The sequence below is a fragment of the Lacticaseibacillus suilingensis genome (assembly GCF_016861845.1).
GTDB classification, from domain to species: domain Bacteria; phylum Bacillota; class Bacilli; order Lactobacillales; family Lactobacillaceae; genus Lacticaseibacillus; species Lacticaseibacillus suilingensis.
Map to the genome: position 1 here is coordinate 32,359 of NZ_BOLV01000018.1, position 15,872 is coordinate 48,230.

18 protein-coding genes are annotated in these 15,872 nt (G+C 53.5%); 16 read left to right on the forward strand and 2 right to left on the reverse strand.

Going from position 1 to position 15,872, the window contains the following annotated elements; genetic code table 11:
- The first annotated feature begins 217 nt into the window (after positions 1-217).
- From pplA to rplA, 10 genes are all read left to right on the forward strand, one after another.
- Positions 218-1,141 carry an extracellular electron transfer flavoprotein PplA gene (gene pplA / locus JUF11_RS10590; RefSeq protein ID WP_204119585.1) on the forward strand — a complete coding sequence of 308 codons (924 nt, stop codon included), beginning with the start codon at positions 218-220 and terminating at the stop codon, positions 1,139-1,141.
- A gap of 96 nt (positions 1,142-1,237) precedes the next feature.
- Complete coding sequence (locus JUF11_RS10595) at positions 1,238-2,305, forward strand: FAD:protein FMN transferase (protein WP_204119586.1); 1,068 nt, start codon at positions 1,238-1,240, stop codon at positions 2,303-2,305.
- Positions 2,306-2,331: 26 nt separating this feature from the next.
- Positions 2,332-3,276 (forward strand): 1,4-dihydroxy-2-naphthoate polyprenyltransferase, encoded by a 945-nt coding sequence (locus JUF11_RS10600; protein ID WP_204119587.1) that lies wholly within the window; start codon positions 2,332-2,334, stop codon positions 3,274-3,276.
- Positions 3,273-4,256, forward strand: coding sequence for a UbiA family prenyltransferase (locus tag JUF11_RS10605; RefSeq protein WP_204119588.1), 984 nt, complete (start codon positions 3,273-3,275; stop codon positions 4,254-4,256). The genes JUF11_RS10600 and JUF11_RS10605 overlap by 4 nt, the downstream gene beginning before the upstream one ends.
- Positions 4,257-4,286: 30 nt before the next feature.
- Entirely contained in the window at positions 4,287-4,436 is a 150-nt protein-coding gene (gene rpmG, locus JUF11_RS10610) for a 50S ribosomal protein L33 (RefSeq protein WP_125579887.1), read from the forward strand.
- A gap of 12 nt (positions 4,437-4,448) precedes the next feature.
- Entirely contained in the window at positions 4,449-4,619 is a 171-nt protein-coding gene (gene secE / locus JUF11_RS10615; RefSeq protein WP_125579885.1) for a preprotein translocase subunit SecE, read from the forward strand.
- A 115-nt stretch (positions 4,620-4,734) separates the two neighbouring features.
- Positions 4,735-5,280, forward strand: a complete 546-nt coding sequence (gene nusG, locus JUF11_RS10620) for a transcription termination/antitermination protein NusG (protein ID WP_125579883.1) — start codon at positions 4,735-4,737, stop codon at positions 5,278-5,280.
- 13 nt (positions 5,281-5,293) lie between these two features.
- Positions 5,294-6,091, forward strand: coding sequence for an alpha/beta fold hydrolase (locus JUF11_RS10625; protein WP_236000558.1), 798 nt, complete (start codon positions 5,294-5,296; stop codon positions 6,089-6,091).
- 399 nt (positions 6,092-6,490) lie between these two features.
- Complete coding sequence (gene rplK / locus JUF11_RS10630) at positions 6,491-6,916, forward strand: 50S ribosomal protein L11 (protein WP_125579879.1); 426 nt, start codon at positions 6,491-6,493, stop codon at positions 6,914-6,916.
- A gap of 89 nt (positions 6,917-7,005) precedes the next feature.
- Positions 7,006-7,695, forward strand: coding sequence for a 50S ribosomal protein L1 (rplA, locus tag JUF11_RS10635; protein WP_125579877.1), 690 nt, complete (start codon positions 7,006-7,008; stop codon positions 7,693-7,695).
- 55 nt (positions 7,696-7,750) lie between these two features.
- Here the strand turns inward: rplA and JUF11_RS10640 are convergent, their stop codons facing one another.
- Positions 7,751-8,596 carry a MurR/RpiR family transcriptional regulator gene (locus JUF11_RS10640; protein ID WP_204119590.1) on the reverse strand — a complete coding sequence of 282 codons (846 nt, stop codon included), beginning with the start codon at positions 8,594-8,596 and terminating at the stop codon, positions 7,751-7,753.
- A 141-nt stretch (positions 8,597-8,737) separates the two neighbouring features.
- Between JUF11_RS10640 and JUF11_RS10645 the strand changes: the two genes are divergently transcribed.
- Both JUF11_RS10645 and JUF11_RS10650 read left to right on the forward strand, forming a co-directional pair.
- Entirely contained in the window at positions 8,738-10,045 is a 1,308-nt protein-coding gene (locus JUF11_RS10645; RefSeq protein WP_204119591.1) for a PTS sugar transporter subunit IIC, read from the forward strand.
- A 19-nt stretch (positions 10,046-10,064) separates the two neighbouring features.
- A complete protein-coding gene (locus tag JUF11_RS10650) occupies positions 10,065-11,510 on the forward strand; it encodes a 6-phospho-beta-glucosidase (protein ID WP_204119592.1) in 1,446 nt (481 codons plus the stop codon).
- 73 nt (positions 11,511-11,583) lie between these two features.
- On the opposite strand, the gene JUF11_RS10655 is transcribed toward JUF11_RS10650, so the two are convergent.
- Positions 11,584-12,153, reverse strand: a complete 570-nt coding sequence (locus tag JUF11_RS10655) for a hypothetical protein (RefSeq protein ID WP_204119593.1) — start codon at positions 12,151-12,153, stop codon at positions 11,584-11,586.
- A 172-nt stretch (positions 12,154-12,325) separates the two neighbouring features.
- Here JUF11_RS10655 and JUF11_RS10660 point away from each other — a divergent pair, with 172 nt between their 5' ends.
- The 4 genes from JUF11_RS10660 to JUF11_RS10675 are packed head-to-tail and all read left to right on the forward strand — an operon-like array spanning position 12,326 to position 15,750.
- On the forward strand, positions 12,326-13,537 hold the full coding sequence (locus tag JUF11_RS10660; RefSeq protein ID WP_204119594.1) for a betaine/proline/choline family ABC transporter ATP-binding protein: 1,212 nt from the start codon (positions 12,326-12,328) through the stop codon (positions 13,535-13,537).
- Positions 13,530-14,171, forward strand: coding sequence for an ABC transporter permease (locus JUF11_RS10665; RefSeq protein WP_125579865.1), 642 nt, complete (start codon positions 13,530-13,532; stop codon positions 14,169-14,171). Before JUF11_RS10660 ends, JUF11_RS10665 begins: the two co-directional genes overlap by 8 nt.
- Complete coding sequence (locus tag JUF11_RS10670; RefSeq protein ID WP_204119595.1) at positions 14,168-15,091, forward strand: osmoprotectant ABC transporter substrate-binding protein; 924 nt, start codon at positions 14,168-14,170, stop codon at positions 15,089-15,091. The genes JUF11_RS10665 and JUF11_RS10670 overlap by 4 nt, the downstream gene beginning before the upstream one ends.
- The gene (locus tag JUF11_RS10675) at positions 15,091-15,750 is read left to right on the forward strand and encodes an ABC transporter permease (protein ID WP_204119596.1); all 660 of its coding nucleotides are present in this window, start codon (positions 15,091-15,093) and stop codon (positions 15,748-15,750) included. The genes JUF11_RS10670 and JUF11_RS10675 overlap by 1 nt, the downstream gene beginning before the upstream one ends.
- The last annotated feature ends 122 nt before the right edge of the window (positions 15,751-15,872 follow it).

Sequence of the window (15,872 nt, forward strand, 5' to 3'; positions counted from 1 at the left end):
GTCCACGATTTCACGAACCCCAAAAATGTGTTCCCCAGCGTTTGCCAGAAAAGGAACAAGTTCCCTTTTTGTAGCAATGAAAGCGGCATCAATAAAATGAGAAAGCGCTCAGAATTGTTCGGTTTTAGTTGCATTTTTCCGATTGGCTGTTTAGACTTAGTTTGTGTGAAATGTAACACAAAGTTCGCCAATATGAGGTAAAAAGGGGTAATTCGATATGAAGTTAACCAAAACACTGACCAGCGTGTCCATCATTGCGTTGTCCGCCTTGACCCTTGCTGCTTGTGGCAGCAACAGCTCAGACAAGGACAGCTCCAGCAGCAAGACCAAGAGTTCCAAGGTGGCTAAGAAGTCATCTAGCAGCGCTAAGGAACAAAAGCAAACTGCCGGCGCCGCCCTTAAAGACGGCGACTACAGCTTGGAAGAAGCTGACTACTCTCATGGTTACAAAGTGGAAATGAGCATGACCGTTGCCGGGGGCAAGATCACCAAGACCACCTATGACTATGTCGACAAAGACGGCAAGTCCAAGACCCAAGACGCCGACTACGAAAAGACCATGAAGAAGCAAAGCGGCGTTGGGCCTAAGGAATACATTCCAGAACTGAACAAGTCCTTCACCAAGAATGGCTCCAACGTTGCTGCCATTGACGTTGTTTCTGGTGCGACTGACTCCAGTTTGAGCTTCAAGAACTACGCAGCGCAACTGGTCCAAGCAGCGCAGGCTGGCAAGACCGATAAGATCACCATCCAAAACGGCCAGAAGATGAAAGATGGTACCTACACCCTGGAAGAAGAAAACTACTCCCACGGCTACCGTACTGTCTTCTCCATCACCGTTGCCGGTGGCAAGATCACCGAAAGCAAGTACGACAACGTGGACAAGAACGGCAAGTCCAAGAGCGACGATGCTGAATACGAAAAGAGCATGAAGAAGGTCAACGGCGTAGGTCCTAAGGAATACACCGAAAAGCTGAACGCTTCTTTGGTTAAGAACCAAGAACCAGCCAAGGTTGACGTTGTGTCCGGTGCGACGCACAGTTCCGACTCCTTCATCTTGTATGCTGAACAGCTGATCAACGCTGCTCAGGCTGGCAACACCACACCAATCAAGGTGTCCAACATCGTTTACGCTGAATAATTTCAGCTGCGATGTCTGAAAGCAGTATCCCTGCGGATGCTGCTTTTTTTATTGGCGCCAGTCAGTATAATAAAAAGCGAAAGCGAGTTGAAGAAGATGAAGAAATGGCTGATCGCGCTCACGGCGCTGATCGCACTGGCGCTGCCACTAGCCGCCTGCAAGCAGCAGGCAAAGCCAAAAGCGGCGCCGGTGATCCAGACCCCATATAAGGATACGCAGTTTTTGATGGGGACTGTGGTCAATTTGAGTGTGTATAACAAGGGTAAGGAAAGTGCCTTAGACGATGGATTTGCCCGGATCAAACAGCTGGCCAAAGAAATTACCGTCAATCAAAAAGGCTCGGAAGTCGACGCGGTGAACAAGCAGGCGGGCATCAAGCCGGTCAAAGTGACCAAATCCGTGTATGCTTTGATCAAGTACGCCAAGGCCTACAGCGAGCGATCCAATGGCAGCTTTGACCTGGCCATCGGACCGGTGACGCAGTTGTGGCACATTGGCTTCTCTGATGCCCGCAAACCGGCGCAAAGCGAAATCGATGCGGTCTTGCCGCTGGTGCATTACCAAGATGTTGTTTTGAATGACAAGCAGCAAACTGTTTACCTGAAGAAAAAAGGTATGCAGCTGGATCTTGGCGGCATCGCCAAGGGCTTCATCGCCGATGAAGTGGTGAAAGTCTTCAAAAAAGACGGTGTCAACACTGCCATTATCGATTTGGGTGGCAATATCTTCGTGATGGGCCACAGTCCAAAAGCCAAAAATCGGCCGTGGACCGTGGGCATTCAAGATCCTAAGGCGAGCCGCGGGACTTCCATCGGCACCGTGCCGGCTGCGAACATCACGGTTGTCACCAGTGGCATTTACGAGCGGCATTTGGTGGTTGATGGCCACAACTACTCGCATTTGATGAATCCCAAAACTGGCTATCCGTTCGAAAACAACCTGGCCGGGGTGTCCATTATCACCAAGAAGTCTGTTGATGGGGATGCCTTGTCCACGGCGACCTTTGACAAGGGGCTCAAAGACGGGATGGCGTTCATCGAAAAGCAAAAAGATGCTGAAGCCATTTTCATCACCAAAGATAAGAAAGTTTATGTTTCCAGCGGCTTGAAGAAGACCTTTGAGCTCATTCCTGATACTGGGTACAAGCTGGCCACGTTGAAGTAGCCACCAAAAGGGGGAGTCCGGGACCAATGTCATTGGCCGTTTTCATAGACTTAGTTGAAGCGCGTACCAAACTTGCCAGCATTTTGCCGTTTACTGTCGGCATCGCGTTCACCCTGGCCTACTTTCACCAGTTGAATGGGCTGAACACGGTGCTGTTTTTCGTGGCCATGCTGCTGTTTGACATGATGACCACGGCGCTGAATAACCTGATGGATTACCAAAAAGCCAAGGATCAGCACTACAAAGCGAACGTGAATATCATTGGCACCGCCAAGCTCAAGGTGAAAACCGTGCAGGCGTTGATTATCACTTTGCTAGCTGTGGCCACTGGGTTGGGCCTGATTTTGGTCTGGCGTACCGGCTGGCTGCTGCTGGTGATTGGGGCGGCGTGCTTTGTGATTGGCATTTTCTATACCTTCGGACCGCTGCCGTTGTCGCGCTTGCCACTGGGGGAAGTCTTCTCTGGCGTCACCATGGGCCTGGGTATTCCGTTAATTGCGGTGTATGTCAATGTGGACGCGGCGAAATTGTTGGACCTGCAGCTGGCCTGGCCCCAGCTGGCGTTGACCGGCGACTGGCGGGCGTTGCTCTCGCTGGGCTTGGTGTGTGTGGCACCGATGGGCACGATTGCCAATATTATGTTGGCCAATAACCTGTCAGATTATGACCAGGACGTGGCCAATCATCGCCTGACGTTGCCGATGTATTTGAGCCGCGCCGCCAGTGGCCGCCTTTATTGGAGTTTGGCGCTAGTCGGGTTTGCCGCGGAAGTGCTGCTGGTGGGGTTTGGACTGTTGCCTTGGCCAGTGTTGATTGGTCTGCTAGCATTGCCGTTAGTTTGGCGCCAAAGTGCGCAGTTTGTCGCTAAACCGGATAAGCGGCTGACTTTTCCCAATGCCATTAAGACGCTGGTCGCGGAAAATGGGGCACTGATTGTAGGCCTGTTGGTGAGCTGGGGGGTGAGCCGATGACGGACGCACCTTATCGCAAGTTAACTTGGCCGCTGTTCATTGAACTCATTCGCCTGCCAGCTAAACTTGGCAGTTTTTTGCCGTTTGCCTTTGGGGTGGCTTATGCCTGGTATAGCTTCCACCAGTTCAACTGGCTCAACACCTTGATCTATTTTATTGGGCAAATGAGTATTGCCTTGTTTGTGACAGGCTTTAACAACGTGCAGGACTTTTATAAGGCCAAAGATGATCACTATCGCCAGACGCAAAACATTCTCGGCCGCGAGCACCTAGCGCCACACCGCATTCTGGCGCTGATGCGGGTCTTCCTGGCCATCGCCGTGGGGGCTGGGCTGATTTTGGTGTGGCGCACGAATTTGAGCCTGCTGCTGATCGGCGGTGCCGCGATTTTCGTCGCAATTTTCTACACCTATGGGCCGGTGCCGTTGTCCCGCATTCCTTCAGGCGAAGTGCTGGCAGGGATGGTGGAAGGGTTTGGCACGGTGTTTATCGCTGTGTTCGTCAATATCGTGCCGCAGCCCATCATGCTGGCCTTCGCCGGCAATCACTTCAGCCTCAGTGGCAACGTCCCCGTCATCCTCACGGTGTTTTTAGTGGCGCTGCCGATTGTGATTTTGGATGGCACGTTAATGTTCGCGGATAATATCTGTGACCTGGCCCAAGATCAGCGCAACCAGCGCTACACCTTGCCTTATTACCTAGGCAAAAAGCGCGCGCTGCGCATTTACCCCTGGCTGCCAGCTAGTGCCTATGTGCTGATCGTCTTGGCGGTGGGCCTGCGGTTTTTACCGTGGCTCGTGCTGCTGGTGCTACTGATGTGGCCGCGGGTGCGCAAAAATATTCAGCGCTTTGAAGCTGTACAAGATAAAGAAAAAACCTTCAACACCGCAGTGGCGAATATGCTACTGACATCAGGTACCGAGACGATTTTGCTCATCATGGCCATTGGGCTAAACCTTGCATGGCCCGGGGTTTTCTGATAAGCTGTTGAGAGCGAATGGAGGGCGAACATGTCAGTTAAAAAAGTTGCGCTGGCGTGCAGCGTGTGTGGCCGCCGGAATTATTTTGTGCCGGAAAACCCACGCCGCACTGAACGCCTAACATTAAACAAGTATTGTAAATATTGCGGGCGCGTCACTGAGCACCGCGAAACCAAGTAGGAGGCGAGCTAGATGAAGTTTATCAAGAGTGTTATTCATGAAATGACCTTAGTCACATGGCCAACCGCCAAGGAAACCCGGCGCGACACCACGACGGTTATCATCACTTCCTTGATCTTCGCCGCGTATTTTGCGCTGGCCGATTGGGTCATCCTGCTGTTGCTCAAAGCATTTGTATTCTAAAGTTGAAATTCACCGCTGGCATGGCGTATACTGATGTCAGCGAAAAAACCGCGGCCCTCGGGCAACGGTTTTTTATTTGCGCTTTAGCCAAGACATTCATTAAAGGAGAACAAACATGGTTGAATCAGCTGAAAAGCTTTGGTACGTGCTGCACACCTATTCTGGTTACGAAAATAAGGTCAAGACGAACCTCGAATCTCGAGTTTCCTCAATGAACATGGACGATTACATTTTCCGGGTCATCGTGCCAGAAGAAGAGGAACACGACGTTAAGGACGGCAAGGACAAGGTCAAGATGGAAAAGACCTTCCCTGGCTATGTCCTGGTCGAAATGGTCATGACTGATGAATCCTGGTTCGTGGTGCGGAACACGCCAGGTGTGACCGGGTTCGTGGGCTCGCATGGCGCTGGCTCCAAGCCAAGCCCGCTGATGCCCGATGAAGTGGCCACCATTTTGCACTCCTTAGGAATGTCCACCACGCATGCAAACTTGTCCTTCGAAGTAGGCGAAACCATCACCATCATCGCTGGCGCCTTTGCTGGCATGAAAGGTAAGATCACCGCTAATGATCCGGACAAGATGAAGCTGAAGGCCACCATCAACATGTTCGAACGTGAAGTGTCTGCCGACCTTGATTACGATCAGGTCGACAAGCTGTAAGATGCTGGCGCTGATGTTAATCGGTTGCGGTGCCATATTGGCTGCCGCAGCCGATTTTTATTACCTCGGGCACCCGCAAAAACACCGGCAAGTGGCAGTCGGGGATGAGATTCCGACGGTCTTTTTGCCGGGCTATTGGGGCAGCCGCTTTTCCTTCGGTCACATGCTGCGCCGTTTGGTGATGGACAAACAAGTCGTCGCCATCGTCAAACCCAACGGCCGGGTGCAACTGCGCGGCCACCTGCAACTCGGCCCGCATGTGGCGGTGCAGGTGCTATTCACCCAAAAACGCCTGCGCCCTGACCGCCAGCTGGCTGGCCTACAAGCGGTGGTTGTGGCGCTGCAAAAGCAGGCGGACTTCGATGCCATCAACTTGGTGGCGCACTCCATGGGTGGCATCACCGCCTTGATGTACGTCATCAGCCAACCGCCGGTGCCGGTGCGCACCTTGGTGTCCATCGCGGCCCCGTACAACGACCTAGAAGTCGCCAAAAACGACGCCATCCGCAACTGGCCGCTACTGCCCAGCGGCCCCAGCCAAACCGCACCGGTCTACGACTTCTTTCAAGCACACCGCCAGGCCCTGCCAGCCAATCTGCGCTGGTTAAACATCGCAGGCGACCTCTTCACCGGCGCTGCCCATGACGGCGTCGTCGGCGTGAATTCCAGCTTCGCCATCCGCTACCTCGCCCAAGACCACGTGGCTGACTACCACGAAGTCCTCATCCGCGGCCCCCGCGCCGCCCATAGCTTGCTCCATGAAAACCGTTTAGTCGATCATGACATCGAGCAATTTATCTGGGGCAAGTAGGGCAGATTTTGGCATCCATGTTTCCGCGCTGTTGAGTTCAGAGGACGGCATGGCGATTGCATCTTGAGCAATCGTCAAGCTGACAGTGAACGCATTACTGTAGGGCCGGGCAGCTGGAGCGGGGAGGGGCTCAGTGGTGAAATTGTTCTTAGCCGGTGGGCTTCCGGCTTAGAACAAGCCGCGACTTGAAGACAAGCTCTGCTTGGCTCCAAGCGCTGGCCACCACGTTCCAGCCCCTCCCCGCGGAAGCCGCCCGGCCCGGCTTTTAAAACACCGGTTGCCTATTGCGTTTTGCGCAGAATCATGATAGCCTATTCAGGTATGTTTTGAGCATACGCGTGGGAGGCCAAATCGACTGGCCATCATCACCACATCACGGACTTAAGGAGGTTATGTTTCGTGGCTAAAAAAGTAGCAAACATCGTTAAACTCCAGATTCCTGGCGGGAAGGCAACTCCAGCTCCCCCTGTTGGCCCTGCACTGGGCCAAGCTGGGATCAACATCATGGGCTTCACCAAGGATTTCAACGCTCGGACCGCAGACCAAAATGGCATGCTGATCCCAGTTGTCATCACCGTGTATGAAGATCGTTCATTCGACTTCATCACCAAGACCCCACCAGCTGCTGTTCTTCTGAAGAAGGCAGCCGGTGTGGAACACGGCTCCGGCGAACCTAACACCAAAAAGGTGGCTAAGGTAACCAAGGACCAAGTGAAGCAGATTGCTGAAACAAAGATGCAAGACCTTAACGCCGCAGACGTAGAAGCTGCGATGCGCATGGTTGAAGGGACAGCACGTTCCATGGGCTTCGAAGTCGAAGGCTAATGCATGTCCGGATCGTCAGCGAAAGCTGAATGAATCAAGTGGAAGGGCAAGTGCCCGCTGACCACATTTGCAAGGAGGAAAATTCCAGAATGGCTAAGAAAGCAAAGAAGTACCAAGACGCTGCCAAGCAGGTTGAAGCTGGCAAAGCTTACACCCCAGATGACGCAGTGGCATTGGTCAAAAAAATCGATTTTGCCAAGTTCGACGCAACCGTTGAAGTTGCTTACAACCTGAACATCGACGTTAAGCAAGCAGACCAGCAGATCCGTGGCGCCATCGTGCTGCCAAACGGGACTGGTAAGACCCAGCGTGTGATCGTCTTCGCTGAAGGCGAACAGGCTAAGGCCGCTGAAGAAGCTGGCGCTGACTTGGTTGGCTCCGACGACTTGGTCCAAAAGGTTCAAGACGGCTGGCTCGACTTTGACGTTGCCGTTGCTACCCCACCAATGATGGCGAAGGTTGGTCGTTTGGGCCGGGTCCTCGGACCTAAAGGCTTGATGCCTAACCCTAAGACCGGCACCGTGACGATGGACACCGCTAAGGCGGTTAACGACGTCAAGGCCGGCCAAGTGGCTTACCGCGCTGACAAAGCTGGGATCGTTCACGCCCCAATCGGCAAGGTTTCCTTTGATGATGCTAAGCTCGTTGAGAACTTCAAAGCCCTCAACGACACCATCCTCAAGGCTCGCCCTGCGTCTGCTAAAGGGACTTACATCCAAAGCTTGACCGTTACTTCCACCTTTGGCCCTGGGGTCAAGGTTGACGTTAACGCCTTCTAAGGATCATTTGCAAACGGCCTTTCCTCTTCGCTGAGGGAAGGCCGTTTTTGCGTGCTTAGAAATGGGCGATGGGGGTGCTGGTGCGCTCGTGGTAGTTGCGCTCGAAGTGACGATTGTACAGACAGGCGTAAAGGGTATTGAGCACATAGCTGATGGCAATTTGAGAGGAGAAATCCGACACCTTCATTTTGGCGGTTTCGCTCATCGGCACGGTGAGCACCACTTGCGCGTACAGCGCCAGCGGGCTTTCCGGGTCGGCGGTGATGGCAATGATTGGCGTGTGATTTTGCCGAAACAGTTTGGCATCGTTGACCACTTCGGCGGTGCGGCCACTGTAGGAAATGATCAACGCTATGTCTTTTTCGTCAGCGTGGTAGGCCAGATAATATTGCTCAGCCTGCAGGTCGAGGAGATTAACCGTGTAATTGATCTTCAGGAGTTTGAGCTGAAAGTCGCGGAGGCGAATGTAGTTGCCGCTCACCGCAATGCCGAAAATCGTGCGCGCCGCTAGTAGCAGATCCACCGCTTGTTTGAGCTGGGCCGGCACCACCGCCTGAGCGGTTTCCTCGATGGTTTCGGTGGACAGTTTGGCGATTTTCCGGGCCACTTCAGCATCACTGTCTGTCGGCAAAAACGGCACGTTGGCATTGACGTGAGGGCCAGCACTGGCAAGCTGCGAGCAGCACTGCGCCAGTTCGATTTTGAAGTCCCGGAAGTTGCTGGTGGAACACTTTTTACATAAGCGAGTGATGGTGGCAGGCGACGTGTGACAGCGCGTCGCCAAGTCATAAATTGAAGTGTCCAGCACCGCGGCCGGGTCTTTTAAGATGCAGGCAGCCACCGCTTGTTCGCTCCTGGTGAGCAGGGACTGATTTTTAAGCGTGGTGATTAAATTCGTCATGGGGAGCCTCCGTGAAAGAAAGTATCGTCAAAAGTCTTATTTTGAGCATTTCCCTTGTGAGTTTGTAACAAAGCCCGCGTTATCGTTTACATCAGCAACTGCACCTTGGTAGCCTGAAGAGGAAGAAAGGGGAGAATAAGCATGGATAAAATTACCACTTGGGTTGAGCACAGCGTGGTGCCCACGGTGTCCAAGGTCACTGATAAACGCTACTTCCAAGCCCTGCGAGCCGGCTTCTTTGCCATTATGCCGTTAACGATTATTGGCTCGATCTTTATGCTGATTACTGATTTTCCAATTGCCGGGTACGCCGATTTCATGGCGGGCATTTTTGGGAAAAACTGGGCGAACTACATTTCACCCGCCTATCGCGCAACGTTTAACATGATGGGGATGATGTTCGCCGGCACCATGTCGTACAAGCTGGCCGAGCAATACGATCTCGACAAGTTGACGGCGATGGTGCTGGGGCTGGTGTCCTATGTCATTGTCATTCCTAAGACGGTCATTGGCCCGAAAGGCGAGGTGGTCGAAAAGGTCATGTCTTTCGACTGGACCGGGACGCAAGGTGTCATCACTGCGATTTTTACCTCCATCATCACCGTTGAAGTCATTCGCTTCTGTGTGAATCGCAATATCACCATTAAGATGCCAGATAGCGTACCAGAAATGGTTAGCAAAGCCTTTAGCGCCTTAATTCCCGGCTCTTTCATCGCCGTGATTCTGCTGGTGCTCAACGGCATCGGTACGGTGATTTCTGGTTCCTTCCCGCAAATGATTTACTCCGCTTTGCAAGTGCCGATTCAAGGGATTATCGGCACGCCAGTCGCGATTATCATTGTGTCGGGATTAAACGGGCTGCTCTGGTGGTTCGGGATTCATCCGACGGTCATCAACTCCATGATTTACCCGATTTTGTATGCCAATGCCGACAAGAACCAAGCTTTGTTTGAAGCCGGCAAGCTGACCGCCCACACTGGGAACTTCGGCACGGTGCAAATGCTCGATCAGTTTGCCACGATTGGCGGGGCGGGGTGCACGATTGGCCTGGCGATTGCGATGCTGATTGTGGCCCGGTCTTCGCGAATGAAAGCCATGTCCAAAATCGCCAGTGTGCCTGCCATTTTCAATATCAACGAACCGCTGATTTTCGGGCTGCCGGTGATTTTCAATCCGCTGATGCTGATTCCAATCACCTTGGCGCCGATTGTGACGGTGCTGGTGGTGTACCTGGCCATGTCGATCGGCTTTATGCCAATGTTTCGAGGGATTCAAGCGCCATGGGCGACGCCGTTCTTCTTCTCTGGCTTTATTGTAGCCGGTTGGCAAGGCGCCGTCACGCAAACGATTGCTGTGGCGCTATGTGTGGTCATTTATTATCCGTTCGTGAAAGCCTTGGATCACCAGTATCAGCTGGAAGAACAAGGCGACAAGAGTATCAAACTGTAAGCAAAGTGAGGTTATGTTCATGGGATTGCGGAAAGATTTTCTCTGGGGCGGCGCAGTGGCGGCCCACCAACTCGAAGGCGCCTGGCAAGCCGGCGGTAAAGGGGTGTCGATTGCCGATGTGATGACGGTGGGCGCGCATGGCGTGCCGCGGCAGATTACCGCTGGGGTTTTGCCGGGTAAGAATTACCCCAACCATACGGCAATTGATTTTTATCATCATTATCCCGAAGATGTGAAGCTGCTAGGGGAATTGGGCCTGAAGTGTTTCCGCACCTCGATTGCCTGGACCCGCATCTTCCCTAATGGCGATGAAGATCAACCGAATGAGGCTGGCTTGCAGTTCTATGATGACCTGTTCGACGCGCTACTGGCGCAAGGCATTCAGCCAGTGATCACGCTATCGCATTTTGAGATGCCCTATCATCTCGTTGAGGCTTATGGCGCTTGGCGGTCGCGTCAGTTGATTGGGTTTTTCACCCATTTTGCCGAGGTGGTGTTTAACCGCTACCGCGACAAGGTGAAATACTGGATGACTTTCAACGAAATCAACAACCAAAACAGTCTTGATGTGTATGACCTGTGGACGAATTCCGGCATTAAGCCGCAAGCGGATGAAAACGCCGAGCGCTTGTTGTACCAGGCCGGTCACTACGAACTGGTGGCCAGCGCCTTGGCCGTGCAAATTGGCCACCGCATCAATCCGGATTTCCAAATCGGGTGCATGGTCAACATGCGCCCAGTGTATCCGGCTAGTCCGGCGCCGCAAGATGTGTTTAAAGCTTCCCGCATGATGCAGGCGAACTACTGGTTTGTCGATGTCCAGGTCAACGGCCGCTACCCAAACTGGCTCGCATGTTATCAAAGCAATCAAGCTTTTGGGCTGGACATCACGCAGGAAGATCTGGACGTGCTGGCGCAAGGCACCGTGGACTACATTGGCTTTTCGTATTACCGGTCAGAGACGGTGTCCGCGCGGGCTGACGAGCCAGCCTCGTATGTGACCCTCGGTTCTAACCACATTGTTGAAAATTCCAAGATTGAAACGTCGGAATGGGACTGGGGCATTGACCCCATCGGCCTGCGCTATGGCATGAACTGGTTCACCGACCGCTATCACGTACCGCTGTTCATTGTCGAAAACGGCTTTGGGGCGCGGGACACGGTAGAAGACGGTCGGGTGCATGATCCGTATCGGACCCAGTATCTGGCGGCGCACATCAAACAGATGAAACTCGCGGTGGAGCAAGATGGGGTGGACCTCATCGGCTACACGCCATGGGGCATCATCGATTTGGTCTCCGCAGGCACCGGGCAAATGGACAAGCGCTATGGCGTCATTTACGTGAACAAAAATGATGCCGGTGCCGGCGACCTCAGCCGGCTGAAGAAGGATTCTTTTGCCTGGTATCGCCAGGTGATTGCCTCCAACGGGGACCAGCTCGACCCAGTATCCACCAGCGATTAAAGCTAAGTTCGGGGAATGCAAACAGCCACTTCATCGCGAAGTGGCTGTTTTTGCGGCTTTGGCCGGCCGGTGGTTAAAGCTGGGGTGATTGGAGCGAGCTTGGCCGGTCGTTGGCCAAGAAGGCAAAAGGCGTGTCCGCTACCATCTGGTCATAAGTCTCAGCTTTCAGTTGGCTGGAAAAGGCGTATTCATCGCTGGCTTCAGGCAGCTGAGCGAGGTGCAACGCATCGACAATGGACAGCTGGCCAGGATGCCGCACCAGAAATTGGGCAGCCAAGCCGCCAGGGATTGCAAGATAAAAATCGTAATCTGGGGCCAGCACACGCAGGCCAGTGGCATAGGTAACATGGGTCCACAGCCAGGGTGCACGCTTGTCCATATTGATTTTGGTCAGGAACACGTCAAGTCGCGTTAACGTTAGCGTCAAAGGCGCCGTGCCGCGGGCCGTAATGGTCAGCCTCTGGTCGGCCACACTAGCGGTCACGCGCGAGCGCATTAGCTTGGCGAAGGTGCCTTGATCCGGGAAGGTCTGATCAAGCACATGCAGCGTGTTCACACTTAAACCGCGCCCATTCAACAAGGCTGGTGGGTCAGGCAGGGTTAAAAAATACGGCTGACGATAAGCTGCTGCCAAATTATCCATCGCATACCCCTCCTTGCTCGCGAAAAGCGATCATGCATCATTAACGCCGTCATTATACCACCATTCGAAAGCGCTTACGATAAACCCTGGGCTGGCTCGTGAGTGGCTCAGATACAAAACGGGAAAACGCGGTGTGTTATCATGGAGGCGTGAAGGTAAAGGAGGATGGAAAATGGCAACTGCTCAACCAATCGTCCAATATCTGGACGTCAACAAGGTGTACCGCGGTGGTAACGTCGCCGTGGAACACATAAATTTAACCATCGAACGCGGCGATTTCGTGTGCTTGATTGGGACCAGTGGCTCAGGGAAGACCACCACCATGCGCATGATCAATCGCATGCTGGAGCCTACCGGGGGCCAGATTTTATTCAATGGTGAAGATATCCACAAGAAAGACCCCGTCAAATTGCGCCGGCAAATTGGCTATGTGATTCAAAACATTGGCCTGATGCCGCATATGACGCTGTATGAAAACATCACGTTGGTACCGAAGCTCTTGAAGTGGCCGGAAGCTAAGCGCCGCGCCAAGGCGGAATCCCTCATCAAAATGGTGGAGCTACCGGTGGACTATCTCGACCGTTATCCGGCCGAACTGTCTGGCGGGCAGCAGCAGCGCATCGGCGTGATTCGCGCGCTGGCTGCGGATCAGGATCTGATTTTGATGGATGAACCCTTTGGCGCGCTGGACCCAATCACGCGTGAAAGCCTGCAGGAGCTGGTGAAGTCGCTGCAGGAGAAGCTCGGTAAAACCGTGGTCTTTGTCACCCATGACATGGACGAGGCGCTCAAGCTCGCCACTAAAATCGTGGTGATGGACGGCGGCCACATCATTCAAAATGCTACTCCAGCAGAATTGCTGCAGCACCCCGCCAACCAATTTGTCCGGGATTTGATCGGTGAAGAACGGCTGATTCAAGCGCGGGCCGATGTCACCACTGTGGGCGCAATTATGCTGAAGAACCCCGCGGTGATCACCCCAGGCAAATCGTTGCCGGAAGCCATCGCCTTGATGCGCAAGCGCCGCGTTGATACCTTGCTGGTGGTGGATGACAACGGCTATCTGAAGGGCTTCATTGATGTGGAATCGCTGACCCATCAGTATCAAAAATCCACCGCCGTGGCCGACATCATGCAAACCAAATTGTTCTATGTGCAAGAAACGGCTTTGCTGCGGGACAGTGTCGACCGGATCTTGAAGCGCGGCCTCAAGTATGTGCCGGTGGTGGATGCCGACAACAAGCTGCGCGGCATTGTCACCCGGGCGTCCTTGGTGGACATGGTTTATGACACCATTTGGGGCGGCGATAACGACAACGGCGAATCAGGCAACCCGGCACCGGTCGATCAAGAACCAGCGGAGGGAGGCGGCGTCAATGAGTAGCTTTTTGGCGGCGCATGGCACTGAACTGGTGGTCAAAACTTGGGAGCAGCTGTATATCTCAGCGATTGCCCTGGGTTTAGGCATTCTGGTGGCAGTGCCGCTGGGCATTGCCTTGACCCGCTTTCCGCGGACGGCCAAAGTGGTGATTGCCATTGCTAGCATGTTGCAAACCGTGCCGAGTTTGGCGCTGCTGGCATTGATGATTCCCTTGTTTGGGATTGGGCAAGTGCCAGCGATTGTGGCGTTGTTCATTTATTCGTTGCTCCCGATTTTGCGCAACACCTATATCGGCATGGAAGATGTTTCGCCGACGTTGAAGGACTCGGCGAAAGGCATGGGCATGACGCCGCTGCAGTCGATTTTCCAGGTGGAAATTCCCATGGCGATGCCAGTCATCATGGCGGGCATTCGTTTGTCGGCAGTGTACGTGATTGCCTGGGCGACCTTGGCGTCTTATATTGGCGCCGGCGGCTTAGGGGATTTGATCTTCAACGGTTTGAATTTGTTCCAGCCGGATCTGATTATCGGCGGTACAATTCCGGTGACGCTGCTGGCACTGCTGGTGGACTATGCTTTAGGCCGCTTGGAGAAGCGGCTGACTCCGCACACTGGGCGTGAGGAGGTGGGCCAATGAAACGATGGTGGCAAGCATCACTCGCGTTAATTGGGTCCCTGCTACTACTGACCGGCTGCGGGTTTCCGGGGATTGCCGGCACGCAAAAAGGCACCGTGCGGATCGCGGCGTTGAGCTCAACGGAAAGCAGCATTATGGCTAACATGTTGGCCGAGCTCATCACGCACGAAACTGGCATGCAAACCACGCTAGTGTCCAATCTGGGTTCAACGACGGTGACCCACCAGGCGATGATTCGCGGTGATGCCGATATTGCGGCCACGCGCTACACCGGCACGGACCTGACCGGCACGCTGAATATGCCAGTTGAAAAGGATCCCAAAAAGGCCGGCGCGATTGTAAAACGCGTGTTCAAGCAGAAGTATCACCAGACCTGGTACCCGACCTATGGTTTTGCGGATACTTACGCCTTCATGGTGACCAAGGAATTTGCCAAGGCCCACAATGTTCAAACTATCAGTCAGCTCAAACCGCTGGCGCCGAACATGAATGCCGGGGTGGACAGCTCTTGGATGAATCGCAAAGGCGATGGCTATCCCGATTTTGGCCAGGCTTATGGCTTTGATTTTAAGCGCGTTTACCCGATGCAAATCGGCCTGGTGTACGACGCTGTGGAAGCCGGCAAAATGCAAACCGTGCTGGGTTACTCCACCGATGGCCGCATTCGCAGCTACAATTTGACGGTGTTGAAGGATGACAAAAACTTCTTCCCGCCGTATGATGCGTCGCTCGTGGTTAATGACAGCCTACTGAAACGCCACCCGAAGCTGAAACCATTGCTGCACCGGCTAGATGGCAAAATCAGCCTGAAGACCATGCAAGATTTGAATTACCAGGTGGATGATCAGCTGAAGGAGCCATCAGTGGTGGCCCGCGAATTTTTAGAGAAGCATAACTATTTCCGGGGAGGTGAACAATAATGGCTGATATGAATACCTGGCAACAGTTCTGGTACTACATGAGCGAAAACGGCGCTTATGTCCTGAGCCAATTCACTCGCCATTTTCTGATTTCGATTTACGGCGTGTTGATTGCGGCTGTGGTGGGCATTCCGATTGGGTTGTTCATCGCTCGCAATCGCAAATTATCCAGCACCATTATCGGCATCGCCAATGTCATCCAAACCATTCCCAGTTTGGCGATGTTGTCGATTATCATGCTGGGGCTGGGCCTAGGGGTGAACACGGTGATTGTGACGGTATTCCTCTACTCCCTGCTGCCGATTATCAAAAACACCTACACCGGTATGGCCAGCGTCGATCCCAATGTGATTGACTCGGCCAAGGGGATGGGGATGACGAGTTTCCAGCGCCTCTACATGGTGGAAATCCCGCTTTCCTTGTCGGTGATCATGGCGGGCATCCGCAATGCGTTAGTGGTCGCCATTGGGATCACTGCCATTGGGGCCTTTGTTGGCGCTGGCGGCTTAGGCGACATCATCGTCCGCGGCACCAACGCGACCAACGGCGGCGCCATTATCCTCGCCGGCGCGCTACCGACCGCCTTGATGGCTATCATTGCCGACCTCGTGCTGGGCGCCGTGCAACGGCGCTTGGAACCGAAGAAAGCCCGGAGTTAACTTAAGCAAAGCACGACTTTGAAATAAGGTCGTGTTTTTTTGTGGGACGGATTTACAATTCAAGTGCAACAAATTAGTCAAATAGAAAGACTCATAGCCTGAGTCCTTGTAAGATGGAATCA

What these genes read in the sequence shown, in the direction of transcription:
- JUF11_RS10665 (WP_125579865.1), top strand. Translation starts at nt 13,530, where the DNA reads ATGAGTAGCTTTTTGGCGGCGCATGGCACTGAACTGGTGGTCAAAACT.
- JUF11_RS10650 (WP_204119592.1), top strand. Translation starts at nt 10,065, where the DNA reads ATGGGATTGCGGAAAGATTTTCTCTGGGGCGGCGCAGTGGCGGCCCAC.
- JUF11_RS10655 (WP_204119593.1), bottom strand. Translation starts at nt 12,153, where the DNA reads ATGGATAATTTGGCAGCAGCTTATCGTCAGCCGTATTTTTTAACCCTG.
- secE (WP_125579885.1), top strand. Translation starts at nt 4,449, where the DNA reads ATGAAGTTTATCAAGAGTGTTATTCATGAAATGACCTTAGTCACATGG.
- nusG (WP_125579883.1), top strand. Translation starts at nt 4,735, where the DNA reads ATGGTTGAATCAGCTGAAAAGCTTTGGTACGTGCTGCACACCTATTCT.
- rpmG (WP_125579887.1), top strand. Translation starts at nt 4,287, where the DNA reads ATGTCAGTTAAAAAAGTTGCGCTGGCGTGCAGCGTGTGTGGCCGCCGG.
- JUF11_RS10600 (WP_204119587.1), top strand. Translation starts at nt 2,332, where the DNA reads ATGTCATTGGCCGTTTTCATAGACTTAGTTGAAGCGCGTACCAAACTT.
- JUF11_RS10640 (WP_204119590.1), bottom strand. Translation starts at nt 8,596, where the DNA reads ATGACGAATTTAATCACCACGCTTAAAAATCAGTCCCTGCTCACCAGG.
- JUF11_RS10595 (WP_204119586.1), top strand. Translation starts at nt 1,238, where the DNA reads ATGAAGAAATGGCTGATCGCGCTCACGGCGCTGATCGCACTGGCGCTG.
- JUF11_RS10675 (WP_204119596.1), top strand. Translation starts at nt 15,091, where the DNA reads ATGGCTGATATGAATACCTGGCAACAGTTCTGGTACTACATGAGCGAA.
- JUF11_RS10670 (WP_204119595.1), top strand. Translation starts at nt 14,168, where the DNA reads ATGAAACGATGGTGGCAAGCATCACTCGCGTTAATTGGGTCCCTGCTA.
- JUF11_RS10625 (WP_236000558.1), top strand. Translation starts at nt 5,294, where the DNA reads ATGTTAATCGGTTGCGGTGCCATATTGGCTGCCGCAGCCGATTTTTAT.
- pplA (WP_204119585.1), top strand. Translation starts at nt 218, where the DNA reads ATGAAGTTAACCAAAACACTGACCAGCGTGTCCATCATTGCGTTGTCC.
- JUF11_RS10605 (WP_204119588.1), top strand. Translation starts at nt 3,273, where the DNA reads ATGACGGACGCACCTTATCGCAAGTTAACTTGGCCGCTGTTCATTGAA.
- JUF11_RS10660 (WP_204119594.1), top strand. Translation starts at nt 12,326, where the DNA reads ATGGCAACTGCTCAACCAATCGTCCAATATCTGGACGTCAACAAGGTG.
- JUF11_RS10645 (WP_204119591.1), top strand. Translation starts at nt 8,738, where the DNA reads ATGGATAAAATTACCACTTGGGTTGAGCACAGCGTGGTGCCCACGGTG.
- rplA (WP_125579877.1), top strand. Translation starts at nt 7,006, where the DNA reads ATGGCTAAGAAAGCAAAGAAGTACCAAGACGCTGCCAAGCAGGTTGAA.